The 23309-nt window shown below is 71.7% G+C and carries 23 protein-coding genes; 9 read left to right on the top strand and 14 right to left on the bottom strand.

Annotated features, from left to right (window positions below):
• Positions 1 to 401: 401 nt before the first annotated feature.
• From FGF04_RS04190 to FGF04_RS04180, 3 genes are read left to right on the top strand one after another with little or no spacing between them, the layout of a single operon-like run.
• Positions 402 to 791, top strand: a complete 390-nt coding sequence (locus tag FGF04_RS04190; protein ID WP_149509843.1) for a DUF2267 domain-containing protein — start codon at positions 402 to 404, stop codon at positions 789 to 791.
• Positions 788 to 2962 carry an amylo-alpha-1,6-glucosidase gene (locus FGF04_RS04185; protein ID WP_149509842.1) on the top strand — a complete coding sequence of 725 codons (2175 nt, stop codon included), beginning with the start codon at positions 788 to 790 and terminating at the stop codon, positions 2960 to 2962. Before FGF04_RS04190 ends, FGF04_RS04185 begins: the two co-directional genes overlap by 4 nt.
• Before the next feature lie 5 nt (positions 2963 to 2967).
• Positions 2968 to 4137 (top strand): glycosyltransferase family 4 protein, encoded by a 1170-nt coding sequence (locus tag FGF04_RS04180; RefSeq protein WP_223146343.1) that lies wholly within the window; start codon positions 2968 to 2970, stop codon positions 4135 to 4137.
• A 67-nt stretch (positions 4138 to 4204) separates the two neighbouring features.
• On the opposite strand, the gene FGF04_RS04175 is transcribed toward FGF04_RS04180, so the two are convergent.
• From FGF04_RS04175 to FGF04_RS04135, 9 genes are all read right to left on the bottom strand, one after another.
• Positions 4205 to 6022, bottom strand: coding sequence for an FAD-dependent oxidoreductase (locus tag FGF04_RS04175; protein WP_149509841.1), 1818 nt, complete (start codon positions 6020 to 6022; stop codon positions 4205 to 4207).
• Entirely contained in the window at positions 6022 to 6285 is a 264-nt protein-coding gene (locus tag FGF04_RS04170) for a UBP-type zinc finger domain-containing protein (protein WP_149509840.1), read from the bottom strand. Before FGF04_RS04170 ends, FGF04_RS04175 begins: the two co-directional genes overlap by 1 nt.
• Before the next feature lie 6 nt (positions 6286 to 6291).
• Complete coding sequence (gene trxA / locus FGF04_RS04165) at positions 6292 to 6738, bottom strand: thioredoxin (protein WP_149509839.1); 447 nt, start codon at positions 6736 to 6738, stop codon at positions 6292 to 6294.
• Entirely contained in the window at positions 6735 to 9374 is a 2640-nt protein-coding gene (gene clpB / locus FGF04_RS04160) for an ATP-dependent chaperone ClpB (RefSeq protein ID WP_149509838.1), read from the bottom strand. The genes trxA and clpB overlap by 4 nt, the downstream gene beginning before the upstream one ends.
• Entirely contained in the window at positions 9365 to 9733 is a 369-nt protein-coding gene (locus tag FGF04_RS04155; RefSeq protein WP_149509837.1) for a chaperone modulator CbpM, read from the bottom strand. The genes clpB and FGF04_RS04155 overlap by 10 nt, the downstream gene beginning before the upstream one ends.
• Positions 9733 to 10683, bottom strand: coding sequence for a DnaJ C-terminal domain-containing protein (locus FGF04_RS04150; RefSeq protein WP_149509836.1), 951 nt, complete (start codon positions 10681 to 10683; stop codon positions 9733 to 9735). Before FGF04_RS04150 ends, FGF04_RS04155 begins: the two co-directional genes overlap by 1 nt.
• 6 nt (positions 10684 to 10689) lie before the next feature.
• Positions 10690 to 11274: a nucleotide exchange factor GrpE gene (locus tag FGF04_RS04145; RefSeq protein ID WP_149509835.1), complete on the bottom strand. Its 585-nt coding sequence runs from the start codon at positions 11272 to 11274 to the stop codon at positions 10690 to 10692.
• Positions 11275 to 11284: 10 nt separating this feature from the next.
• A complete protein-coding gene (gene dnaK, locus FGF04_RS04140; protein WP_149509834.1) occupies positions 11285 to 13201 on the bottom strand; it encodes a molecular chaperone DnaK in 1917 nt (638 codons plus the stop codon).
• Between the two features lie 64 nt (positions 13202 to 13265).
• Positions 13266 to 13799 carry a general stress protein gene (locus FGF04_RS04135; protein ID WP_188113952.1) on the bottom strand — a complete coding sequence of 178 codons (534 nt, stop codon included), beginning with the start codon at positions 13797 to 13799 and terminating at the stop codon, positions 13266 to 13268.
• 246 nt (positions 13800 to 14045) lie between these two features.
• Between FGF04_RS04135 and FGF04_RS04130 the strand changes: the two genes are divergently transcribed.
• The 4 genes from FGF04_RS04130 to FGF04_RS04115 all read left to right on the top strand — a co-directional run bounded on the left by FGF04_RS04130 (position 14046) and on the right by FGF04_RS04115 (position 17185).
• On the top strand, positions 14046 to 15806 hold the full coding sequence (locus FGF04_RS04130; RefSeq protein WP_149509833.1) for a PucR family transcriptional regulator: 1761 nt from the start codon (positions 14046 to 14048) through the stop codon (positions 15804 to 15806).
• 158 nt (positions 15807 to 15964) lie between these two features.
• Positions 15965 to 16288 carry a DUF2795 domain-containing protein gene (locus tag FGF04_RS04125; RefSeq protein ID WP_149509832.1) on the top strand — a complete coding sequence of 108 codons (324 nt, stop codon included), beginning with the start codon at positions 15965 to 15967 and terminating at the stop codon, positions 16286 to 16288.
• 59 nt (positions 16289 to 16347) lie between these two features.
• On the top strand, positions 16348 to 16857 hold the full coding sequence (locus tag FGF04_RS04120) for a hypothetical protein (protein WP_149509831.1): 510 nt from the start codon (positions 16348 to 16350) through the stop codon (positions 16855 to 16857).
• A 58-nt stretch (positions 16858 to 16915) separates the two neighbouring features.
• A complete protein-coding gene (locus tag FGF04_RS04115; RefSeq protein WP_149509830.1) occupies positions 16916 to 17185 on the top strand; it encodes a hypothetical protein in 270 nt (89 codons plus the stop codon).
• Between the two features lie 64 nt (positions 17186 to 17249).
• On the opposite strand, the gene FGF04_RS04110 is transcribed toward FGF04_RS04115, so the two are convergent.
• On the bottom strand, positions 17250 to 18131 hold the full coding sequence (locus FGF04_RS04110; protein ID WP_149509829.1) for an SDR family oxidoreductase: 882 nt from the start codon (positions 18129 to 18131) through the stop codon (positions 17250 to 17252).
• A gap of 83 nt (positions 18132 to 18214) precedes the next feature.
• Between FGF04_RS04110 and FGF04_RS04105 the strand changes: the two genes are divergently transcribed.
• Entirely contained in the window at positions 18215 to 18796 is a 582-nt protein-coding gene (locus FGF04_RS04105) for a TetR/AcrR family transcriptional regulator (protein WP_149509828.1), read from the top strand.
• 1112 nt (positions 18797 to 19908) lie between these two features.
• On the opposite strand, the gene FGF04_RS04100 is transcribed toward FGF04_RS04105, so the two are convergent.
• Positions 19909 to 20646: an SDR family oxidoreductase gene (locus FGF04_RS04100; RefSeq protein ID WP_149509827.1), complete on the bottom strand. Its 738-nt coding sequence runs from the start codon at positions 20644 to 20646 to the stop codon at positions 19909 to 19911.
• Between the two features lie 144 nt (positions 20647 to 20790).
• On the opposite strand from FGF04_RS04100, the gene FGF04_RS04095 reads away from it, so the two are divergent.
• Positions 20791 to 21363, top strand: a complete 573-nt coding sequence (locus tag FGF04_RS04095; RefSeq protein WP_149509826.1) for a TetR/AcrR family transcriptional regulator — start codon at positions 20791 to 20793, stop codon at positions 21361 to 21363.
• Between the two features lie 59 nt (positions 21364 to 21422).
• Here the strand turns inward: FGF04_RS04095 and FGF04_RS04090 are convergent, their stop codons facing one another.
• The 3 genes from FGF04_RS04090 to FGF04_RS04080 form a co-directional block, all read right to left on the bottom strand.
• Complete coding sequence (locus tag FGF04_RS04090; RefSeq protein WP_149509825.1) at positions 21423 to 21746, bottom strand: hypothetical protein; 324 nt, start codon at positions 21744 to 21746, stop codon at positions 21423 to 21425.
• A 196-nt stretch (positions 21747 to 21942) separates the two neighbouring features.
• Positions 21943 to 22839 carry a calcium-binding protein gene (locus tag FGF04_RS04085; RefSeq protein ID WP_235882186.1) on the bottom strand — a complete coding sequence of 299 codons (897 nt, stop codon included), beginning with the start codon at positions 22837 to 22839 and terminating at the stop codon, positions 21943 to 21945.
• 252 nt (positions 22840 to 23091) lie between these two features.
• Positions 23092 to 23309: response regulator transcription factor (locus FGF04_RS04080; RefSeq protein ID WP_149509874.1), on the bottom strand; the 218-nt coding region annotated here is incomplete at its 5' end.

The raw sequence follows: 23309 nt of genomic DNA, 5'->3' as shown, positions 1-23309 counted from the left end.
CCAGGCGCCTCCGCATCCCGGGCCGAAAAGGGACACGCCCTTCTGCACCGGCAGGGCAGCAAGACATGCGCAGCCCCGTCCCCGGCCGGGCCGGGAAGCGGCCTCCCCTTCCCCGTGCTTCTCCCGGAGGACCAGCGCCGGTGTCCCCTTTGTTGCAATGTGCACCTTCTGCACTTGCACCCGGAGGCCCAGCGAGCCCGCCCCTTTTCCTCCCCACGGGAGCAGGCAGGGCGTGATGCGCATCCGGAGCATGGAGATGCCCGGTCCCACTCCCGCAGGCGCTGGGACGCCTGCGCCCTGACGCACATCGGCCCGCCGCCCCCGCACGCACGCAGCACCCCTCGGCGGCTTCCTCAGGTCCCGCACCAGGCAGGTGCAACCTTTCGGAAAGGCAATGCCTCATGGACTACGACACCTTCCTCGACACCGTCACCCGGCGCGCCCCTGTCCCCCCGGAGAAGGTGGAGCCCCTCACCCGGGCCACCCTGGAAACACTGGCCGAGCGGCTTACCAGGGGTGAGGCGGAGGACCTCGCGTCCGAACTGCCCAAGCCGCTCAAGGAACCGCTGGTCTCTCCCACTCCGGAGGCCGAGTCCTTCGGACTCGACGAGTTCGTCGACCGGGTGAGCAGCCGAGCAGGGGTGAGCCCGGACGAGGCCCGGGAAGGCGTACGGGCCGAGCTGAGCACGCTGAGGGACGCGGTCAGCGACGGCGAGTTCCGCCAGGTGCTGTCCCAGCTGCCCCGGGACTTCGAGGCCCTCGTCGGCGCCTCGGGTCAGGAGCAGCCGTGACCGACGAATTGAACGCCGTCGTCGAGGAGACGGAACCCGCGGTGCTCGCGGCGGCCACCGTCACCCTGGTCGAGGGGCCGACGTTCTGCGTCTCGGGCACCTCGGGCGACATGGAGGCCGAGGTGCCGCAGGGGCTGTTCTTCCGCGACATGCGGGTCGTCTCCGACTGGCAGGTCCGGGTGGACGGCCGCCGGCCGCACCACCTCACCGTGCTCTCCCAGAACCCGTACAGCACCACGTTCGTCTCCCGCGTCCCGCCGCGCGGCGCGCAGAGCGAACTCCTGCTGGAACGCCGGCGCTACCTCGGCGAGGGAATGCGCGAGGACCTCCGGCTGCGCAACCTCAGCACGCGTCCGATGACGGTGCCGGTCTCCCTGAAGGTGGGCGCCGACTTCGCCGACGTGTTCGCCGTCAAGGAGGGCCGCGTACGCGGGACGGGCGAGGTCGGGGCCACCCCCGTCGGCGAAGCCGTCGAGTTCGTCCTGCACTCCGGTGATTTCCTGCGCGGCGTACGGGTGGAGGGCAGCGGTGCCACCGCGCGGCCGGACGGGCTGGACTTCCTGGCCGAGCTGCCGGCGCACGGCGAATGGCATGCCACCGTCCTGGTCCGCCCCGGTGTCGAGGGCGAGGAGGCCGGCGGTGTCTTCCACCCGGGGACGGAGCCCGGCGAGTCGGGGCCGGCGCGTCGCCTGCGCGCCTGGCGTGAGAACGCCCCGCGCGTCACCGACATCGAGGACCCGGAACTGCACAGGACGCTGCGGCGGAGCCTGGAGGACCTGGGCGCGCTGCGCATCTTCGACCCGCGCAACCCCGGACACACGGCGGTCGCCGCGGGTGCCCCCTGGTTCATGGCCCTGTTCGGCCGCGACTCGCTGCTGTCCTCGTACATGGCACTGCCACTGGACCAGACCCTGGCCCTGGGCACCCTGCAGACCCTGGCCCGCGATCAGGGCAGCAAGGTCGACCCGGACACCGAGGAACAGCCCGGACGCATCCTGCACGAGACCCGGTTCGGCCTGAACTTCCCGCTCGCCGGCAGCCGGGGCAGCGTCTACTACGGCACCGCCGACGCCACCCCGCTGTTCGTGATCGTCCTGGGGGAGCTCAGCCGGTGGGGCATCGCGCCCGACGAGGTCGAGGCCCTGCTGCCGCACGCCGACCGGGCGCTGCAGTGGATCGAGGAGTACGGCGACCGGGACGGCGACGGCTTCGTGGAGTACCAGCGGATGACCGGCAACGGCCTGCTCAACCAGGGGTGGAAGGACTCCTACGACGGCATCAACTTCGCCGACGGCAGGCTGGCCGAACCGCCGATCGCCCTGTGCGAGGTGCAGAGCTACGTCTACGCGGCCTACGTCGTGCGTTCGCACTTCGCCCAGGAGGCCGGCGACCTCAAGGCGGCCGAGCACTGGGCGCAGCGGGCGGCCGCGCTGAAGAAGGCCTTCAACGAGCAGTTCTGGCTGCCCGAACGCGGGTGGTACGCGGTCGGCCTCGACCGGGACAAACGCCCGATCGACGCCCTCGCCTCCAACATGGGCCACTGCCTCTGGACCGGGATCGCCGACCGCGACAAGGCCGAGCAGGTGGCGGAGCGCCTGCTGTCACCGGAGATGTTCACCGGCTGGGGCGTACGCACCCTGGCGTCCACGATGGGTGCCTACAACCCCATGAGCTACCACAACGGCTCGATCTGGCCGCACGACAACGCCCTCATCGCCACCGGCCTGATGCGGTACGGCTTCGTGGAGGAGGCCACCCGGGTGGCGACCGGCATCCTCGACGCCGCGGAGGCCTTCGGCGGCCGGCTGCCCGAGCTGTTCTGCGGCTTCGACCGCAGCGACTACGACGCGCCGCTGCCGTATCCCACCTCGTGCTCGCCGCAGGCCTGGGCCGCCGCCAGCCCGGTCCAGCTGGTCCGCGCGCTGCTGCGGATCGACCCCTGGATGTCGCACGGCCAGATATGGATGGCCCCGGCCTGGCCGGCCCGCTACGGACGCCTGCGGATCCACAACATCTCGCTGGCGGGCCGGAGCGTCGACCTGGAGGTGGACGGCGAGTCGACCCGCATCACCGGGCTGCCCGACGACATCGAGATCGTGCACCAGCCCCGTCGGCCCCTGAGCGCGCCACCGAGCCATCACGCCAGCGACCAGTCGCCGACAGGAGAGTGAACGCCATGTCCGGTATCACCCCGCTGAACATCGCGATGCTCTCGACCCCCTGGTTCGAACTCCCGCCGGCCGGCTACGGAGGGATCGAGGCGATGTGCGCCGAACTGGTCGACGGGCTCGTCGAACTGGGCCACCGGGTCACCGTCATCGGCGTGGGACACAACGGAACCCAGGGCCGCTTCGTCTCCACCTACGACACCCCCCAGGGCGACCAGCTGGGAATGGCCGGACCGGAAGTGGTGCATGCCGCACGAGCGGCCAGGACACTGCTCTCCCTGCGTCCCGACGTCATCCACGACCACAGCACCGCGGGCCCCCTCCAGGCGCTCCGCCGCCGCGCCCCCACCGTGGTGACCGCGCACGGACCCGTCGCCGGGACGACCGGCGAGTACTACCGTGCCCTCGGCGACACGGTGCACCTGGTGGCGCTCTCCCGGGCGCAGCAGGCGCAGGCCCCGGACATCCCGTGGTCCGGCCAGGTGTACAACGCGGTACGCACCACCGACTACTCGTACCGTCCCCGCAAGGGCGGCTACGCCGTCTTCCTCGGCCGCCTCGCCGCGGACAAGGGCGTCCACCTGGCCATCGACGCGGCCCGCGAGGCGGGCCTGCCCATCGTCATCGCCGGCGCGTGCAACGACCCGGCGGAGCAGCCCTACGTGGACGCGGAGGTCCGGCCCCGGCTGGGGGAGGACGCCCGGTGGATCGGGGAGGCCGATCGCGCCACCAAGCTCGACCTGCTCGCCCACGCCCGGTGCCTGGTCTTCCCCATCTGCTGGGAGGAGCCCTTCGGCATGGTCATGGTGGAGGCGATGGCCTGCGGCACACCGGTCGTCGCCCTGCGCCGCGGCTCGGTACCGGAGATCGTCGACGACGGCGTCACCGGCTTCGTCTGCGACCGGCCCGAGCAACTGCCCGCCGCGCTGCGCTCCGTCGACCGTCTCTCCCCGTGGGCCTGCCGGGAACAGGTACGCCGCCGGTTCGACACCCTGAACATGGCTTTCGCGTACCAGGAGCTCTATCGCGGGCTGGTCCGCGACCGGACCGCAACGGACCGGCGGTGGCCGCATCAGGACTCCGGCCACACCGCTGACGTACGGGATCTTCCGGCGTCGCCGGGTCCCGACGACGACCCGCGCTCGAACACCCCGCAGGCGGTCCGGCCCATCGCGTGATCACGACGAGGGCCGCGACGAGGTCGGCGGCCCCGAGGAGCCGCCGACCTCCGTCATCCGCCCCGGGTCACGCGAACCACGGGGACTCCTTGCGGTGCAGGGGCGGGGAGACGTCCGAACCGCCCGCGGCGGCGGCCGCCGTGCCCGTGGTGCCGGGCACGGCGGAGTGCCCCAGGTGCCGGTGCACGAAGTGGATGGCCATCGCGCCCTCACCGGCCGCGGAGGCGATCCGCTTCACCGAGCCGCTGCGGACGTCCCCCACCGCGAAGACCCCGGGCAGGCCGGCCTCCAGGCTCATGCCGGAGCGCCCGAGGCCGTGCCACACCTCGGGGTCGGCGCAGGCTTCCTGGGCCTCGGGCCCGGTGAGGACGAAGCCGCGGGAGTCGAGGGCGACGGTGCCGGCGAGCCACTCGGTGTGGGGGTCGGCGCCGGTGAAGACGAACAGGCTCCGTACCCCGAGCCGGCGGTGCCCGCCGGTGCGGTTGTCGACCACGTCGAGTTCCTCGAGGACTTCCTGGCCGAACACCTCGGTGACCTCGGTGTGCAGCATGACCTCCACCCGCGGATGGCGCTCGACCTGGTCGATCAGGTAGCGGGACATGTTGGCCTCAAGGCTGTCCCCCCGGACCAGCAGGTACACCTTCGGTGTGTACCCGGCGAGGAACAGCACCGCCTGGCCCGCCGAGTTGCCTCCGCCGACGACGGCCACCGGGTCGGCGCTGCACTGCTTGGCCTCGTAGACGGTCGCCGAGTAGTGCACGCTCGTTCCCTCCAGGCGTTCGATCCCGGGCACCCGGAGCCGGCGGTAGCGGGCTCCCATGGCCAGGACGACGGCGCGGGCGGCGATCTCGGTGCCGTCGGCGAACGCCAGCACGTAGTGGTCCCCGTCCTTCCGCCGCAGGCCGGTCGCCTCCAGCGGAAGGCTGATCCCCGCGCCGAACTTGTCGGCCTGGAGCACGGCGCGTTCGGTGAGTTCGGCGCCGGAGACGCCGGAGGGGAAGCCGAGCAGGTTCTCGATGCGCGACGACGTGCCGGCCTGGCCGCCGGTGGCCATCGCCTCCACCACCGTGGTGCTCAGGCCCTCGGAGGCGGCGTACACCGCGGCGGCGAGGCCGGCGGGTCCGGAGCCCACGATGAGGACGTCGCCGTGGGGATTCTCCGCGGGCGGTGACGGCAGGCCGATGAGCCGGGCCAGTTCCGCGTTGCTGGGGTTGCGCAGCAGGGTGGTCTCCCGCCAGATGACGAGGGGTGTCTCCTCCGGGCCGACGCCGAAGCGCCGCAGCAGGTCCTCGGCCTCCTTGTCGGTCTCCAGGTCGATCCAGCGGTGCGGCAGCCGGTTGCGGACGGCGAACTCGCGCAGCCGCCTGGTGTCGGGCGAGTAGCGCGAGCCGATGATGCGGAAGCCGGCGCCCTGCCCGACCAGCGCCGCGCGACGGCACAGACAGGCGCGCAGCACCACGTCGCCGAGGGCGGAGTCCTGGGACACCAGGTGGCGCAGCCGGTCCAGGGGGACGACGAGTACCTCGCCGGGCTCCCTGGCGACCGCGGTGTAGAAGGCCACCTGCCCGTGCAGCAGGCCCAGTTCGCCGATGAAGCGACCGGGGCCGTGCACGCGCAGAACGTGCTCGTCGGGGGTGCCGTAGTCCTCGACGACGGCGACCGCACCGCTGAGGATGACGAAGAACGTCTCGCAGCGCTCGCCCTCCCGGATCAGCACGTCGCCCGGAGCCACGCTCCGGCGCTGCCCGTGCTCCGCCAGACGTGCTGTCTGCTCCTCCGTGAGGCGCGGATACGCGCCCTCGACGTCCGGGGTCTCCCGGAAGGCGGCCTCGTCCCCCTCCTCCGGGTGCGGTTCTGCGCCCGCCGGCGACCGGTCGCCGGACATCAGACGAGCGCCTCGTGGACGTAGCACCAGCGCCAGTCCTCGCCGGGCTCGAACGACTGCACGATCGGATGGGCGTCGACAGCGGCATGCTTACGGGCGTGCCTGTTCGGCGAGGAGTCGCAACAGCCCACGTGCCCGCAGGTCAGGCAGAGCCTCAGGTGGACCCACGGGGAGCCGGTCGCCAGACACTCCTGACATCCTTCGGGGGTCAGCGGCCGGACCGGCCGCACGAGTGAGAGGTGGGGGTCTGCGTAGGAGGTCATCAGGATTCACCCTTCCCGGGCTGTGATCGATTCTTCCACCCACCGGCGCAGGGCCGGGGCGGGTGCCGCCCCCGCCTGCCGGGCGACCGTCTCGCCCCGGTCGAGGACCAGCAGTGTCGGTACGGCCTGGACCTCGAAGCGCTGCGACAGCCGCGGGTTCTTGTCGACGTCGACCTTGACGAGTTTGATCCGGCCGGCGAGATCGGTGGCGACCTTCTCCAGCGCGGGGCTGACCATGCGGCAGGGACCGCACCAGGTGGCCCACAGGTCGACCACGACGGGGATGTCGGCCCGCTCGACGACCTCGGTGAAGTCGTCGTCGCCCGCGTCCACCATCCAGGGCAGGGGTTGCTTGCAGTTGCCGCACCGGGGGCTGCCCTCCGCGGCCGCGGGCACCCGGTTGGTGCGCCCGCAGTGGGGACAAGTGACGGTCGTCGCCTGTGTCGTACTCATGCCGCCTGCGCTCCCTTCACGTCCTCGGGCCGGTCGTAGGTGACCACCAGTTCGCCCGCCTCGGCGTCGACCCGGATCGTCGCGCCGTCCTGGACGTCGCCGCGCAGCAGGGCGCGTCCGACCAGGGTCTCGACCTCGTGGGAGATGTAACGCCGCAGCGGCCGTGCCCCGTACACCGGGTCGTAGCCCTGATGGGCGATCAGCGCCCGTGCCGCTTCGGTGAGTTCGACGGTGATCCGGCGTTCGGCGAGGCGCCGGCGCAGTCCGTCGAACTGCAGCTCCACGATCCGCTCGATCTGCTGCTCACCGAGCGGCTTGAACAGCACGATGTCGTCGACACGGTTGAGGAACTCCGGGCGGAAGTGCCCGCGCAGCTCGGCCATCACCAGGGCGCGGGCGTCCGGCTCGATCTCGCCGTCGGCGGTGGCGCCGCCGAGGAGGTGCTCGGAGCCGATGTTGGAGGTCATGATGATCACGGTGTTGCGGAAGTCGACGGTGCGCCCCTGGGCATCGGTGATGCGGCCGTCGTCGAGGACCTGCAGCAGGGTGTTGAAGACATCGGTGTGTGCCTTCTCGACCTCGTCGAACAGCACGACCGAGTACGGCTTGCGGCGTACGGCCTCGGTGAGCTGGCCGCCTTCCTCGTAGCCGACGTATCCGGGCGGGGCCCCCACGAGCCGGCTGACGGTGTGCCGCTCCTGGTACTCGCTCATGTCGAGGCGGACCATGTTGTCCTCGGAGTCGAACAGGGCCGCCGCGAGGGTCTTGGCCAGCTCGGTCTTCCCGACGCCGGTGGGGCCGAGGAAGATGAACGAGCCGATGGGACGGCGGGGGTCGCGGATCCCGGAACGGGCGCGGATGACGGCGTCGGCGACGAGCCCCACGGCCTCGTCCTGGCCGATCACGCGCTCGCGCAGTATCTCGTCGAGGCGCAGCAGTTTCTCGCGCTCGCCCTCCTGGAGGCGGGCGACGGGGATGCCGGTCCAGGCGGCGACGATCTCGGCGATCTCCTCCTCGGTGACCACCTCGCGCAGCAGCCGGTTCTGCCCTTGTTTGGCGGCCAGTTGCTCCTCCTCCGCGGCGAGCCGGCGCTCCAGGTCCTGGAGGCGGCCGTAGCGCAGTTCGGCGGCGCGGTTGAGGTCGTAGGCGCGTTCGGCCTCCTCCGCCTCGTGGCGGACCTGCTCCAGTTCCTGGCGCAGTTCCTGCACGCGGCGGATCGCCTGCCGTTCGGCCTCCCACTGCGCGTGTTTGGCGTCGGCCTCGCCGCGCAGGTCGGCGAGTTCCTTGCGCAGTTCGTCGAGGCGGGCCCTGCTGGCGGGGTCGGTCTCCTTGGACAGGGCCGCCTCCTCGATCTCCAGGCGGGTGACGCGGCGGGTGATCTCGTCGAGTTCGGCGGGCATCGAGTCGATCTCGGTACGCAGCCGGGCGCAGGCCTCGTCGACGAGGTCGATGGCCTTGTCGGGCAGGAAGCGGTCGGTGATGTAGCGGTGGGAGAGCGTCGCCGCGGCGACCAGCGAGGTGTCCTGGATCTTGACGCCGTGGAACACCTCGAAGCGCTCGCGCAGACCGCGCAGGATGGAGATGGTGTCCTCCACGTCGGGTTCGTCGACCAGCACCTGCTGGAAGCGGCGTTCGAGGGCGGCGTCCTTCTCGATGTGCTTGCGGTACTCGTCGAGGGTGGTGGCGCCGATCATGTGCAGTTCGCCGCGGGCGAGCATCGGCTTGAGCATGTTGCCCGCGTCCATGGCCCCTTCGCCGGCGCCCGCGCCGACGACGGTGTGCAGTTCGTCGACGAAGAGCAGGATGCGCCCCTGGGCGGCCGTGACCTCGGACAGCACGGCCTTCAGGCGCTCTTCGAACTCGCCGCGGTACTTGGCTCCGGCGACCAGCGAGCCCATGTCGAGGGCGAACACGACCTTGTCGCGCAGGCCCTCGGGCACGTCGCCGCGGACGATGCGCTGGGCGAGACCCTCGACGATGGCGGTCTTGCCGACGCCGGGGTCGCCGATCAGGACGGGGTTGTTCTTGGACTTGCGGCTGAGGATCTGGGTGACGCGGCGGATCTCGGCGTCCCGGCCGATGACGGGGTCCAGCCGCCCGGAGCGGGCTTCGAGGACCAGGTCGCGGCCGTACTTCTCCAGGGCCTCGTAGGCCACCTCGGGGTTGGCGGAGGTCACCCGCTGGTTGCCGCGGACCTTGGTGAGGGCGCCGAGGAAGGACTCCCGGGTCACACCGTGCTCCTTGAGCAGGCGTCCGGCGGAGGTCGCCGGGCCCTCCTCGGCCAGGGCCAGCAGCAGGTGCTCCACGGACACGTACTCGTCCTTGAGGCGTTTGGCCTCCCGCTCGGCCGCGTCCAGCAGCCGGCTCAGACGCTGGGTGACGAAGACCTGGCCCGGCGCGGCACCGGGGCCGGTCACCTTGGGGCGGCGGGAGAGGTCCTCGCGCACGGCCTCGCGCACCTGCGCGGGATCGGTGCCCGCCTGCTGCAGCAGCCGTGGGATCAGTCCCTCCTCCTGGTCCAGGAGGGCGAGCAGCAGATGCTCGCCGTCGACCTCGGTGTGGCCCAGGCGGGCGGCGGCGCTCTGCGCCTCCTGCAGGGCTTCCTGTGACTTCTGGGTCAGGCGGTTCATGTCCATGGCGGTGGATCACTCCTCATGCCCGCACGCCGCAGCGTGGCTTCGAGCAGGCTGATGTGGTCGAGCAGGTCGAGCACCAGACCGAGGGACGCGTAGTTCAGGCACAGCCCCGTGCGCAGCCGCTGGACGCGGGCCAGGGCGGCCGGGGCCGAGGGGGCGAACACCAGCCGCCCCGAGGTGTCGGAGTCCGCGTCCACCAGCCCGAGGGCGACGAACCGGCGGACCAGATCGGGATGCAGGCCCGAGCGCCGGGCCACGGTCTCCAGCGAGAGCCCGGGCACGGGCACGATGGCGTACCGTACGCCCATCTCGGTCGTGCGGGCGGCGGACGGGCGGGTGCTGGGCGGTCGGTCGCTCATCACGTCCTCCTGGGATCGAACGGGGAGACAGCGGCGAGTTCCTCCATCAGTTCGCGCTCCCGGTCGCTCAGCCGGGGCGGCACCATGATCCGCAGTTCCGCGTACAGGTCTCCGGCCGCACCGCGCGGGCCCGGCATGCCCTCGCCGCGCAGCCGCAGGCGCCGGCCGCTGGAGGACCCGGCGGGCACGGTCACCTTCGCCGTGTCACCGCCCGGCGTGGACACCGGCACGGTCGCGCCCAGCGCGGCCTCCCACGGGGTGACCGGAAGCTGCACGTACACGTCCCGGCCTTCGAGGCGGAACCGGGGGTGCGGCTGGATCCGCACCCGCAGGTACAGATCCCCCGCGGAGCCGTCGCCGCTGCTGCGGCCGCCCTCGCCCGCCAGCCGGATGCGCTGCCCGTCGGTGACGCCGGGCGGTACGTCCACCTCGTAGCGCCGCTGCCCGTCGGGCCCGGCCAGGGTGACGGTGCGGCGCCCGCCGCGGTAGGCCTCCTCGACGGTGAGCGGCAGCTCGGCCTCCTGGTCGGCCCCGGGGACGCGCATCCGTCCGGCGCCCCCGAAGAACGAGCCGAACAGGTCGTCGACGTCGACGTCCTCCGCACCGAAGCCGCCGGTGGAGTACCGGACCCGGGGGCCGCCCCCGGTGGACCACCGGAAGCCGCTGCCGCCTCCCGCACCCGCGCCCGCTCCGGCACCGGCTGCGACCCGTTCCTCCCAGTCCTCCGGGACCTTCCGGAAGTCCTCGCCGAAGCGGTCGTAGCGGGCCCGCTGCTCGGGATCGGACAGGACGCTGAAGGCGTCGTTGATCTCCTTGAACCGCTCCTCCGCCTGCGGGTCCTTGTTGACGTCGGGGTGGTACCTGCGGGCCAGGGTGCGATAGGCCCGCTGGATCTCGTCCCGGTCGGCGGTGCGCGGAACACCGAGCACCTCGTAGAAGTCGCGTGCCATGGCCGCTCACTCCCGCTTGGCGACGGTCACGGCGGCAGGCCGCAACTGCCGCTCGGCCTCCCCGTAACCGGGTCGCAGCACCTGGACCACGGTGTTCGGCTCGGCGTCGGGTTCCTGGACCACGCCGACCACCTCGTGCCGGGCCGGGTCGAACGGCACGCCGCTCTCGGCCTGGCGCGGGTAGCCCAGCCGCTCCAGGACGTCCACGGCCTGGTCGCGCACGGCCCGGACGCCTTCGACGATCGCGCCGGGATCGGCGGCCGCATGGCTCAGGGCGAGTTCCAGGTTGTCGACGACGGGCAGGAAGGCCGCGGCCGTACGGGCACGTTCGACCACGGCCTGTCCGTTCAGCTCCCTGGCGTGGCGTTTGCGCAGGTTGTCGAGGTCCGCCAGGGCGCGGCGCCAGCGGTCCTCGGCCGCACGCAGTGCGGCCGTGTACTCGTCGTCGGGTACGGCGGTGCCGGCCGGGCCGTCGGACCCCGGCCCGGCCTGTCCGGCCGGCGATCCGGGCTGCGCGAGGTCCTCGCGCGGCGGTCGTACGGCGCCCTCCGGCGGCGGGTCGGGCTCTGGGCCCCGGGGCGGGATGGACATGGCGGACCCCTCAGCTCTTGTCGAACTCGGCGTCGATCACATCGTCGTCGCTCCCGGCGCCGCCCGGCGCGGCCCCGTCGGAAGCGGATCCGTCCGGTGAGCCGGTACCCGACGGACCGCCCGGGGCGGCTCCGGCCTGGTGGGCCGCGAGCCCCGCGAAGACCTGCTGGAGCTCGGACGTCAGCGGCCGGGCCTCGTCCGCCCCCACCTCGTTCCGGACCGCTTCGCGGGCCTGGGACACCAGCATCTCGGCGCGGGCCCTCTCGTGTGCGGGCACGGCGTCGCCGAGCTCGCCGAGGCGCTTCTCGACCTGGTAGGCGACGGCGTCCAGTTCGTTGCGGGCGTCGACCGCCTCGCGCAGGCTCTGGTCCTCGCCGCGGTTGCGCTCGGCGTCCTGGACCATCCGCTCGACCTCGGTGCGGTCGAGGTTGGAGCTCTCGCTGATGGTGATGCCCTGCTCCTTGCCGGTGTCCTTGTCCCGCGCGGTGACGTTGAGGATGCCGTTGGCGTCGATGTCGAAGATGACCTCGATCTGCGGCTCGCCGCGCGGCGCGGGGCGGATGTCCGTGAGCTGGAAGCGTCCCAGGACCCGGTTGTCGGCGGCCCTCTCGCGCTCGCCCTGCAGGACGACGACGTCGACGGCGGGCTGGTTGTCCTCGGCGGTGGAGAAGGTCTCGGAGCGTCGCACCGGGATGGTGGTGTTCCGCTCGATGATCTTCGTCATCACGCCGCCCCGGGTCTCCACGCCCAGCGACAGCGGGGTGACGTCGAGCAGCAGGACGTCCTTGACCTCGCCCTTGAGGACCCCGGCCTGGATCGCGGCGCCCATCGCCACGACCTCGTCGGGGTTGACGCTCATGTTGGGGTCCTTGCCGCCGGTCAGCCTGCGCACCAGGGCCTGCACGGCGGGGATGCGGGTGGAGCCGCCGACGAGGATGACCTCGTCGATGTCCTTGTCGCTGACCTTGGCGTCGTCCATGGCCTGGCGCACCGGGCCCAGGCAGCGTTCCACCAGGTCACTGGTGATCTGTTCGAACGTGGACCGCATGATCGTCGTGGTCAGGTGCTTGGGCCCGGAGGCGTCGGCGGTGATGAACGGCAGGCTGACCTGCGTCTGGGTCACCGAGCTGAGCTCCGTCTTGGCCTTCTCGGCGGCCTCGAACAGGCGTTGCAGCGCCTGTGGGTCCTGGCGCAGGTCGATGCCGTTGTCCTGCTGGAAACCGTCGGCGAGGTGGTCGACCAGCCTCCGGTCGAAGTCGTCGCCGCCCAGATGGGTGTCGCCCGCCGTGGAGCGCACCTCCACCACGCCGTCGCCGACGTCCAGGATGCTGACGTCGAAGGTTCCGCCGCCCAGGTCGAACACGAGCACCGTCTCGTGCTCCTTCTTGTCCATGCCGTAGGCGAGGGCGGCCGCGGTCGGCTCGTTGATGATCCGCAGCACTTCGAGGCCGGCGATCCGTCCGGCGTCCTTGGTGGCGGTGCGCTGGGCGTCGTTGAAGTAGGCGGGCACGGTGATGACCGCCTCCGTGACCCGCTCTCCCAACTGCTTGGAGGCGTCGTCGGCGAGCTTGCGCAGCACCTGGGCGCTGATCTCCTCGGGCGCGTACAGCTTGTCGCGCACCTTGAAGCGGGCCGCGCCGCCCTCTCCCTCGACCACGTCGTACGCGACGGCCTTGGCCTCTTCGGACACCTCGTCGAAGTGCCGGCCGATGAACCGTTTGGCCGAGTAGATGGTGCCCTTGGGGTTGAGGATCGCCTGCCGGCGGGCCAGCTGGCCCACCAGGCGCTCGCCGGTGTCGGTGAAGGCCACCACGGACGGTGTCGTGCGGTTGCCCTCGCTGTTGGGCACGACCGTCGGCTCGCCGCCCTCCCAGACGGCGATCACCGAGTTCGTGGTGCCCAGGTCGATGCCTACTGCCTTGGCCATGAGGAACTCCTTCCGTGACGGGCGTCCGTTCCCTCTCGGTGTCGCGCCCGTCCTGCGTGATCGCTCAGGTGACGGCGGGACCGCCGTGCGGGCGGCCGCCCTTGCGCATCCTGCTGTCCGTGCCGGTGTCGGCGCCGGTCCCGGCTGGCAGCTCGGCCAGCAGCCGGACCGCGTCGGCGGCGACCGTGTCGTCGACGACGACGTCGTAGCGGCTGGGCTGCATGAAGCTGACCGAGGCGAAGTCCCGGCGGCCGCGCTGGCTCAGATGCGTCAGCAGGCCGATCAGCGCGCCGACGAGTGCTCCGAAGATCAGCCCGTACAGGGCGAGGAGCAGTCCCGACACGACGGGGTCCAGCCAGTTCAGCAGCCCGAAGATCCATCCGATCAGTGCACCGGGCAGGGCGCCGCTCGCCGCGCCGTGCAGGGCGGCTCCGCCCGGTCCCATGCGGCCGGTCACCTGTTCGACCAGCTGCACGTCCCGCCCGACGATGGCCACCCGCTCGACGGGGAAACCCCGGTCGGAAAGGTGGTCGACGGCCTTCTCCGCCTCCTGGTAGGTCGTGTACGAGGCGACGGTCCTGCGGGGCTGTTCGTTCATCGGCCTGTCCTTCCTGCCCTGGCCGTAGCCGCCGGCGATTCCTGACGAGCCCAGCGTGGCCGTGCGGCGGCGCGCTCCGCCTGCACCCGGGAGGTCAGAAATCGGCACGGCCGGTCGATCCGCAAGGACAAGGCAAAATCCAGACAATCCGGGTGGCCCGGACCGGGCTGGGTACTCAGGGCTCGTCCATGCGTGGGTCCTGCGATGCGTTCGATCGCTTCCGATGACCGGAGAACGGAGTGGTCCATGGCCGGCCGTCCCTCACCGAGGCAGTGGCCTCACGATCCCGGCCTGGATGCCGACCGCCGTCCGGGTGGCATCGCGGGCGCCGAACGGCGCGCCCCTCCTTCGCTCGCGGCCCTGGACCCCCATGGGCTGCTGGTGCTGTCCCGCACCCTGTTCGCCTGCGCGGAACCGGGTGAGATCGTACGGTCGGCCATGCGGCGGGTCAGTGCCCTCGGCCCCTACCGCGCCGAGGCCGGATACCTGACGACGGACGGCGGTCTGTCACGCGTTCCGGGCCACGACGCGGGAGCACCGACGGTCGACGACGCACAGCTGGCGGGGCTGGGCGAGGCCGACGGCCCCGTGTCCCTTCCGGAGCGGTCCTGGAACCGGGCGTTCGGCCTGCGCGGAGCCGGCGGTCTGCTGGGCTACCTCGTGGTCTCCGCCGACTCCGGACCCGACGAGCAGGGACACTTCCTCCTCGCGACCCTCGTGGGACTCACATCGGCGGCCCTGTCGCTGACGGCCACGCGCGCCCGGCAGCACGACGACACCGGCGAACTGGGCCGGCTCCGCACCGAACGGGACGCCGCACTGCGGCAGCTGGACACGGCGCGCTCCGAGCTGCGCCTGCAGAAGACCGTGCACGAGACCCTCGCCCGGGCCGCCGCCCGGGGCGGCGGCGAGGACGCCATCACCCAGGCCCTCTTCGAGCTCACCGGACTGCCGGCGCTCATCGAGGACCGGTTCGGCAACCTGAGGTCCTGGGCCGGTCCCGACCGCCCCGACCTCCCTGCGGTGCGGTCCCCGGTCCACCAGGAGGAGATGCTGCGGCTGGTCGCGCGGGAGGCGGGCCCGGTCAGGGTCAAGGCCCGGCTGGTCGCCCTGGCCCGGCCGCGCGGCGACCTCCTCGGCGTACTCGCCCTGGAGGACCCCGAGGCGACGGCCGACGAGCACACCGTGTTCGCCCTGGACCACGCCCAGCGCCTGCTCGCCCAGGAACTCCTGCACATGCGCGAGCTCACCGAGCTCGAACTGCGGCTGCGCCGTCAGCTGATCGACGACCTGCTGGAGGGCACCGACGGGACGAGCGCCCACGCCCGGGCCGAAGCCCTCGGCCACGACCTGAACCACGCCCACTACGTGATCGCGGTGCACTGGCCCGGCAGGGCCGCGGACGACTCCGTCACCCGGGCCGTCGAGCACGTGGCGGCCACCACGGCGGCCCGCACGCTGATCACCCGTCGCGGCGACCGGGTGGTCCTGCTGACCGAGGCCAGACCGGACGGCGACGCCGTGCACAAGGCGCTGGCCCGTGAACTGGGGACACCCGACGGGGCGATCGGGGTGAGCACCCGCTGCGACTCCCCGGACGGCGTTCCCCGCTGCTACCAGGAGGCGCTGCGGGCCCTGGCGGTGCGGCAGAACTCCCACCGGCCCAGCGGGACGACGTTCTTCGACGACCTCGGGCTGTACCGGATCCTGGGACCCGGCAACGATCTCCGGGAGCTCGCGGGCTTCGTGCGGGAGTGGCTCGGCCGCCTGATCGACTACGACGCGGAGCACGACACGGAGCTGGMGAAAACCCTCTCGCGCTACTTCGACTGCGGAGGCAACTACGACGAGGCGGCCACCGCGCTGACGGTCCACCGCAGCACCCTGCGCTACCGGCTGCAGCGCATCCGTGAGATCAGCGACCACGACCTGGCGGATGTGGACACCCGGCTCAACCTGCAGGTGGCGACGCGTGTCTGGAAGATCATCCTGGGCGGGCGGCGCTGACCGCGCGGACCCGGCCGGGCCGGCCCGGCGGTCGGCTCGGCGGCTCGGCACGCGCCGGCCGTCAGGACGGAAATAGGGGAGAGAAAGTGATGAAAGGGTCGGCGGTGCCGGGGTACTCGGCGGCCCCGAGACCCACACACCGGAACGGAGGGCAGGCCATGGCGCACAGCACGAGTGCCCGGGATGTCGTGAACGCTTTGAAGGACGTCGACTTCCCGGCGACCAAGGACGAACTGGTGGAGGCGGCCCGCAGGACGGGCGGCGCGTCGGACGGGGTCGTCGCGGCGCTGCGCGCCATCCCGCCGGACGAGTACGCGAACAAGGACGAGGTGGCGCGGTCGGTACGGGTGGACCCCGCCTCCGACCTCGGCCTGAGTCCCGCGCAGCGCGCCGAGCAGGCGCGCATGGGCGGCAGGCCGGGTCAGTCCCAGCATCTGCGGGACGTGCCGAAGCCGCCGGTCGAGGAGGAACTGGACCGCTGACGCGAACGGGAGGAACGGCGGAGCGCGAGAGCGGCGGAGCACGAGGACGGGAGAGCACCATGGCCGGCAAGAAGATGGAAGGCAACGAGGAGCAGCGCAGGGCCGCGGCCCGTGAGGCGGCGGCCGACGGCGAGAGCCCCAGCGCCCGCAACGAGACCACGGGCGCCTCCAAGCAGCGGACGCATCTGCGCCACGGCGGTTCCGTGACCCACGAGGAGCGGCTCGCGACGAAGCACCGCGGCAAGCAGCTGTGGCGCCCGGGCGACCTGGCCGAGGAGCCGGTCAAGGACCCGGCGGCGGAGGGCCCGGAACGGACGTTCGCCGAGCGCGAGAGCCATGAGTACACCCCGGAGCACGAGCGGGTGTTCCAGGCGCTGACGGCGGAACAGGCGGCACACGACGGCGAGGCCGTGTTCCTGGACGACATCGCCCGGCGGGCGGACCTGCCGCCGGAGGAGACGCGGGCACTGCTGCACGATCTGACGCGCGTGCACCGCCTGGCGACGGAACTGGTGGAAGTCGACACCCCCGACATGGGCCCCCGCTGGGAGGTCAAGCCCAGGCTGTGACCCGCCGGCCGCGCAGCCCGGAGTGCGGCCGGCCGGGGACAGCGCCGATAGTGGCCGTATGGCGATCCTTGTGCTGCGAGAGACGACCGGGACCGTGTCGGACGACTTGGGCCCCGGTGACGCGGTCCCCGAGACCGTCAAGGTGCACGCAGCACCTACCGGCCCGGACGCCTCGGAGGACCCGGACGACCGGACGTTCTGCGGCATGCCGACCCTGGACATGGAACGGCTGGACTGCCAGCCGCCAGGGCCGGGCGCGCCGTGGCTGCCGCCCGACATGAGGCCCTGGGAGTGCACCGGCTGCGCCGACGCGCTCCGTACCCCGTAGCTTTCGGGCCGCCCGGCGAACGGCGTCAGGAACCGGCGTCAGGAACCGCAGTCAGGAACCGGCGTCAGGAACCGATGTTCTCCAGGTCCGCGAGGAGGCTCGGGCCGGTGGGGCGCCAGCCGAGGGCGGCGCGGGTGCGGGAGCTGGACGCGGGCTGGTCCATGGCGAAGATCGGGCCGATGGGGCCGAAGTTCTCCTGCGGTACGGAGGCGACCGGGAGGCCGAGCCGCCGCCCGATCACCGTGGCGATGTCGAGTACGGCATCGCCTTCGTCGGCGACCGCATGCCACGCGCTCCCGGCCGGGGCCTTCTCCAGCGCGAGCCGGAACAGGACGGCGGCGTCGAGTGCGTGGACGGCCGGCCAGCGCTGCTTGCCGTCCGCGGGGTAGCCGGCGACACCGTCGCGGCGGGCGATCTCGGTGAGCATTCCGGCGAACCCGCCCCGGCCCTGGTGATGGACGGTACGCGGCAGCCGTACGGCCGAACTGCGCACACCGCGCGCGGCGAGTGCGAGGGTCCGGTTCACCGACTCGGCGCGTCCGCCGACGGGGCCGCCGGTCGGCAGCGGGTCGTCCTCGGTCGACACGCGTCCCGGCAGGGGAGGCGTGCCCGACACGGTGACCAGCGGACGATCGCTGCCGGCAAGGGTGTCGCCGAGCACGCCGAGGGCCTCCTGCTCCTCGGCGACGGACCGTGCGAGGGCCTCGGGTGAGCTGAAGTCGTTGCCGAAGGCGAGGTGGATGACGCCGTCCGCCTCCTGGGCGCCGGTCCGCAGCGTCCCCAGGTCGGTGAGGTCGCCGCGCAGTACCTCGGCGCCGGCTGCCTCGGCGTGTGCGGCGGAGGCGTCGGAACGGGCGAGGGCGGTGACCGTATGGCCCGCGCCGAGCAGCTCGGGGACGACGGCCGAGCCGATCAGTCCGGTTCCGCCCGTGATGAAGACACGCATGGCTGGCTCCTCAAAGTGATGCGACATGTGTCGCATCACTATAAGCACGATGCGACATGTGTCGCATCGTTTAGGATGGCCGCATGCCCAGATGGAAGCCGGACGCGCGCCAGCGCCTGATCGTGGCGGCGCTCGAGCTGTTCGCCGAGAAGGGCTACGACGACACCACGGTCGCCCAGATCGCCGAGCGCGCCGGGCTCACGCGGAGCACCTTCCACCGCCACTTCGCCGACAAGCGGGAGATGCTCGCGGCAGGGCAGCAGACCCTCAGCCGCCTGCTGGCCGAAGGGATCACCGCCGCCGCCCCCGACGCGACGCCGATGACGGCCGTCGCGGCCGGCCTGGAGCGCGCCTCGATGGAGATGACCTCCTTCAACCGGGAGCTCGGGCCGCTGATGCACGCGGCGGTCGAGGCGAACGACGAACTGAAGCAGCGCGACGCGTCGAAGAGCACCGGCATGGCCGCGGCCATGACCCACGCGCTGAGCGACCGGGGCGTCCCCCGGGCCGTGGCGCAGGTGGCCGCGGAACTCGGCGTCCTCGCGTTCAAGACCGGATTCGCCCGATGGGTCGACCCCGCCCGGGACGCGGACCCTGGCGAGCTGGCACCCCTCACCCGCGCCGCCCTCGACGAACTCCGCATGGCGGTCACGGAGTTGCGCTAGAAGTCTCTTTTGTTTGTCGCCTTGTGTCCCTGCGGTCTCCGGCAGGAGATGTCACCAGCGGCGCAGGGTGTGGCTGGGCGGTTCGCCGTGGACGGTGCGGTGGTCGGCGGCGGCAGATGCGGAACAGTCGCTCCGCGTGGCGCGGGCGTAACTGCGTAACGGCGCAGTCGCCTAATGACGGCGGACAGGACGGGGCGGGACGGCGGGCTCCGGGCCGCCCCGTCCCGGGCCCGGCGGCTTTCGTCGCCCTTACGACTCTTCACCTTCGCATCGCGGTGAGTCAGCACTCTGAGCGAAGGATCGAACCCGCAGCTCGGAGCAAGAGGCAAGCCACGTAACGAAGTGCCGTTCGCCCGCGGACCCACCCCCACCGCGACGCCGGCCTCATCGACACGCACCACGGCAGCGCCCGTCGGACCGGCGGCACCGGCCTTGCCGGAGTGTGCCCGGCGCCGTAGGGAAGGGGCCCGGCGCACCGAAGTGATGCTGCGGGGCCTTGTGTTCGCACCAACTGGCGGCTTCCGTTCGCCAGGGCTTGCCTCTACGCTCGAAGCAGGTGACGTAGGGGGCTGTTACAGCCCTCCCTGCAGGCTCCCTGCCCCCGAGCCGTGAACCGGCCCTACAAGGATGTGGCTGGAGCTGCGTCACCAGCGACACAGCTCCAGCCCCTGCTCTCCGAGCACGCCCAGCGAGGCAACTCCCGCTACCTCGCACCGCCAGGAGGGCAGTCGGCGCGAGGTCCGAGCCGGGGGGATTCTCGGTTCCCTCGCGCCCTCCGGCCGCTGCTCCCGCGCGGTGGCAGCCGGACACACCCAGCGTCTCACCGCAGCGGAAGCCTGTCGGCCCCTTGACGCGGCCGACTTCTCCACCGAGGCCGGGGCGAGGGGATTGGTACAAACACCTGGCCCCGTGCGGTACCTGTTTCAGCAGCAGCGCACGGCCGCCACGACGGCCCACTGCCCGGTCCGGACCGTGCCCTTCCGGCGGTGCGCACGCCGAGGGCGGCGCCTGCCGGGGTACGCCGCACAGGCCCGCGCGGAGGCCGCAGTTCCCGAATGACGTCTGCGATCTCGTCGCGGGTGTCGCGGGCGCCCTGGCCCGACTCGTCGCTGTCAGGCTTGCACGGTGGGGCGGACGACGATCTCGCTGACATCGACGCCGTCGGGCTGTTCGATGGCGTACCCGATGGCGGAGGCGATCGCCGAGGGCGGCATGGCGATCTCGTCCCTCTGCCGGGTCATCGCGGCCGCTGCTTCGGGGCTGGCCCCCTTGCCGATGCCTTCGGTATGCGTGAAGCCGGGGGAGACGAGGGTGACGCGCAGGTCGGGACCCGATTCCTGGCGCAGGCCCTCGGTGAGCACCTTCACCGCCGTTTTGGTGGCGGCGTAGACCGCCTGGGGAGTTTTGACGACGTAGGCCGCGGTGGAGCCGACGTTGACGAACTGGCCGGAGCGCTGTCGGCGGAAGACGGGCAGGGCTGCCGCGATGCCGTTGAGCAGCCCGGTAATGTGGGTGGAAACCATGGCGTCCCAGTCGTCCTGGCGCAGGTCGTCGAAAGGCGAGACCGCCATCGTGCCTGCGTTGGAGACGAGGACGTCGAGCCGGCCGTACCGGTCGAGGGCGGTGTCCGTCAGGCGCTGGAGGTCTTCGCGGCGCGTGACGTCGACGACGACGCCGGTGGCGGTGCCGCCCTTCGCCGTGATGCCGTCCACGACGGCGTCCAGCCGGTCCTCGCGCCGGGCTCCGAGGACGAGCCGGGCGCCCTCCTCGGCGAGATGGGCCGCGGTTTCCGCACCGATACCGCTGCTTGCGCCGGTGATCGCGATGACTTTGCCCTGGATGCCCGACATGATCGGCTTCCTCTCCCGGCGTGCGCGCAGGTCTATGCGGTGACCTACAGTGGAAACGGGGGTGCCCCCATTTACCTGCACCCTAAGTGGGGGCGTGCCCGGTTAGCAAGTCCGGAGGGCTTCGAAGAGGGATGGCGAGCACTGATGATTGAGGGAACGCTGCGGCCGCTGCGGGCTGACGCGCGGCGCAACAGGGACAAGATCCTTGCGGCCGCCGTACGCGTCTTCACGGCGGAGGGGCTGGAAGCGCACTTGGAGCGCATCGCCAAAGAGGCAGGTGTGGGAAGTGCGACCCTGTACCGCAACTTCCCCACCCGGGAGGCCCTGGTCGAGGCGGTCTACCGCAACGAGGTGGCCCAGCTGTGCGATGCCGCCCCTACTCTGCTCGCGCAGAAGCCGCCGCTAGAGGCCCTGCGCGCGTGGACACGCCTCTTCCTGGACTACGTCACCGCCAAGTACGGCATGATTGACGCCCTGCGCGCCATCGCCGCGACGGGAAGCAATCCCTATGGTCACAGCCGGGAAATGATCCAGGCCGCCATCACCTCACTCATGGACGCCTGCGCGGCCGCCGGGGCTATCCGCACCGATGTCCGGCCCACCGACATCGGCGCCGCCCTGGAAGGCATCGCCCTCACCTCGCCGGGTGCCGAACACCGACAGCAGGCTGAGCGCCTGCTCGACCTCACCCTGGACGGCCTCACGGTCCGCCGTTGAGGACGTCGTGGGGGCGGGGTGCCAACCGGAGTGCGGCCGGCCCTGCTCCCCTCCTCCCCTCAGCCCACCAGCCGTACCGAACGGGGACCTCCGATGTGGGCTGCCGACCGGCCTGGCTCCAGGCTCACTATGAGGTTGGCGCAGATCGTGTCGGAGTAGGTGCTCATCGTCCTGTTGGTCTGGTTGGCGATCAGCTCTGCCGGAACCTGAAGGGTGAGGCAGGTGTTGTCCGGCGGGTCGGTGATCCGGAACTCCTGTCCGCCGAGGGAGAAGTAGCGGACCACTCCGGTGGCGGCCTGCGCATCGAGGGACAGTCCTGTGGTCAGCAGGACCGCGGTGGCCGCTGCCAGGAAGGCACTGCCCTTACGCGTCGGTGCGGGCATGAGACGGTCTCCTTTCGAGGTGATACCGGATCCCTGGGAGACCGCGTACGCGCGGAACTCCCGGGTCGGCGCTGGGGTAGAGGCGGGACGCGCCCTGGTCCGAGCGCTCGTCGCCCTGCCGGGACGGGGCCTCCTGTCGGGACAAGGCCTCCTGCCGGGACGGGACCGGACGCCACTCGCCCAGGACCCTTCATTCCTATGCTTCGCACAGGCCCACGCGGTCGCCGGTGTCGAAGCGGCACGTGTCGGTGTTGGCGCCGCCGTCGAGCCTGTCGTTGGCAGGGATGTTGTCCACCCCGTCCAGCGTGTCGTTCCCGGTGCCACCCATGAGTGTGTCGGAGCCGAAGCTGCCGATCTGTCCGATCAGGTCGCCCGAGAGGCTGTCGTCGCCCGCTCCGCCGTCGAGCCGGTCACTGCCGCCGAAGCCCAGGAGGGCGTTGTCGGCCGCACTTCCGGTGATCGTGTCGCTGAACTGGCTGCCGTAGACGAACTCCACGTCGGTGAGAACGTTGTCGCCCTCTCCGCCTGCCCCGTCGTCGGAGGCGTTGTCGATGTCGACGACCACGCCCGTCGTGCTGTCCAGGTAGCTGACGATGTCGGTGCCGCCGCCACCGCTGAGCGTGTCGGCACCCGTTCCTCCGACGAGGAGGTCGGAGACGGGGCCGCCGTTCACGGTGTCGTTGTCCGGTCCGCCGTTGAGGACGTTGGTGTTGCCCTGCGTGGAGCCGCCGTTGATGGTGTCCCGGCCCGAGCCTCCGTTGAGTTCTCCGCGGATGGGCGCGACCTTGGTGACGGTGTCGTTGCCGTCACCGGCGTTGACGACGACCGAGGAGTTGACGAGATCGATCGGGCAGGCCACCGTGCCGTTGCTCAGCAGGCCGCAGCCGGTGCCGGCCGTGAGGGTGTCCGCGGTGTCCTGAATGACAAGGGTGGTTCCCGACAGGCTGATCGTGATGTTGTTCGCCCGGCCGGCGGCCGCGTTGACGACCACGTCCGTCCCGCTCCTGGCGACGCCCGTGGCCGCGTTCGCCTGTCCTCCCGCGATCACCACGGTGGAACCCATCATCGCGGCGACCACGGCAACGCGGGCCAACGCTCTTCTCTCCATCGACTTCCCCCACTTCTGGTCACTGGAACTCGTTCGGATGCGGGAGCCACCGCGTCACCGCGTAAGGGAGCGCTGTTGTCCGGCAACAGATGCGAACGCTGTCGCGCGCAGCCTCCTGCGACGGCCGCTTCCTCGCCCTGGACGGGACGAACGGTGGACCCGCTGAGGAAGAGCATGGTCGTGAGGACGCGCCGGAGGATGAGCAACTGCTACTTACACCGATCTGCTGAACGGCGGCTACGACGGGCTGTGGAGCCCACCGGGCGGCGCTCCCGGTGGTACGCGCAGGATCTGCGCCAGTTCACGGCGCGTGCTCACGCCGAGCTTCGCGTAGATGTGCTGGAGGTGGTTCTCGACGGTCCGCACCGAGAGCGTCAGCGTGCGGGCGATCTCCTTGCTGGTGTTGCGGGCCGCAGCGAGCAGGGCGATCTCCTGTTCACGGGTGGTGAGCGGGG

This window comes from Streptomyces apricus, from assembly GCF_008369065.1.
GTDB classification, from domain to species: domain Bacteria; phylum Actinomycetota; class Actinomycetes; order Streptomycetales; family Streptomycetaceae; genus Streptomyces; species Streptomyces apricus.
This window is presented reverse-complemented; position numbering and strand designations above follow the sequence as displayed.

What these genes read in the sequence shown, in the direction of transcription:
- FGF04_RS04120 (WP_149509831.1), top strand. Translation starts at nt 16,348, where the DNA reads ATGGCCGGCAAGAAGATGGAAGGCAACGAGGAGCAGCGCAGGGCCGCG.
- FGF04_RS04180 (WP_223146343.1), top strand. Translation starts at nt 2,968, where the DNA reads ATGTCCGGTATCACCCCGCTGAACATCGCGATGCTCTCGACCCCCTGG.
- FGF04_RS04090 (WP_149509825.1), bottom strand. Translation starts at nt 21,746, where the DNA reads ATGCCCGCACCGACGCGTAAGGGCAGTGCCTTCCTGGCAGCGGCCACC.
- FGF04_RS04115 (WP_149509830.1), top strand. Translation starts at nt 16,916, where the DNA reads ATGGCGATCCTTGTGCTGCGAGAGACGACCGGGACCGTGTCGGACGAC.
- FGF04_RS04095 (WP_149509826.1), top strand. Translation starts at nt 20,791, where the DNA reads ATGATTGAGGGAACGCTGCGGCCGCTGCGGGCTGACGCGCGGCGCAAC.
- clpB (WP_149509838.1), bottom strand. Translation starts at nt 9,374, where the DNA reads ATGGACATGAACCGCCTGACCCAGAAGTCACAGGAAGCCCTGCAGGAG.
- FGF04_RS04150 (WP_149509836.1), bottom strand. Translation starts at nt 10,683, where the DNA reads ATGGCACGCGACTTCTACGAGGTGCTCGGTGTTCCGCGCACCGCCGAC.
- FGF04_RS04125 (WP_149509832.1), top strand. Translation starts at nt 15,965, where the DNA reads ATGGCGCACAGCACGAGTGCCCGGGATGTCGTGAACGCTTTGAAGGAC.
- dnaK (WP_149509834.1), bottom strand. Translation starts at nt 13,201, where the DNA reads ATGGCCAAGGCAGTAGGCATCGACCTGGGCACCACGAACTCGGTGATC.
- FGF04_RS04170 (WP_149509840.1), bottom strand. Translation starts at nt 6,285, where the DNA reads ATGACCTCCTACGCAGACCCCCACCTCTCACTCGTGCGGCCGGTCCGG.
- FGF04_RS04145 (WP_149509835.1), bottom strand. Translation starts at nt 11,274, where the DNA reads ATGTCCATCCCGCCCCGGGGCCCAGAGCCCGACCCGCCGCCGGAGGGC.
- FGF04_RS04175 (WP_149509841.1), bottom strand. Translation starts at nt 6,022, where the DNA reads ATGTCCGGCGACCGGTCGCCGGCGGGCGCAGAACCGCACCCGGAGGAG.
- FGF04_RS04100 (WP_149509827.1), bottom strand. Translation starts at nt 20,646, where the DNA reads ATGTCGGGCATCCAGGGCAAAGTCATCGCGATCACCGGCGCAAGCAGC.
- FGF04_RS04155 (WP_149509837.1), bottom strand. Translation starts at nt 9,733, where the DNA reads ATGAGCGACCGACCGCCCAGCACCCGCCCGTCCGCCGCCCGCACGACC.
- FGF04_RS04135 (WP_188113952.1), bottom strand. Translation starts at nt 13,799, where the DNA reads ATGAACGAACAGCCCCGCAGGACCGTCGCCTCGTACACGACCTACCAG.
- FGF04_RS04110 (WP_149509829.1), bottom strand. Translation starts at nt 18,131, where the DNA reads ATGCGTGTCTTCATCACGGGCGGAACCGGACTGATCGGCTCGGCCGTC.
- trxA (WP_149509839.1), bottom strand. Translation starts at nt 6,738, where the DNA reads ATGAGTACGACACAGGCGACGACCGTCACTTGTCCCCACTGCGGGCGC.
- FGF04_RS04190 (WP_149509843.1), top strand. Translation starts at nt 402, where the DNA reads ATGGACTACGACACCTTCCTCGACACCGTCACCCGGCGCGCCCCTGTC.
- FGF04_RS04105 (WP_149509828.1), top strand. Translation starts at nt 18,215, where the DNA reads ATGCCCAGATGGAAGCCGGACGCGCGCCAGCGCCTGATCGTGGCGGCG.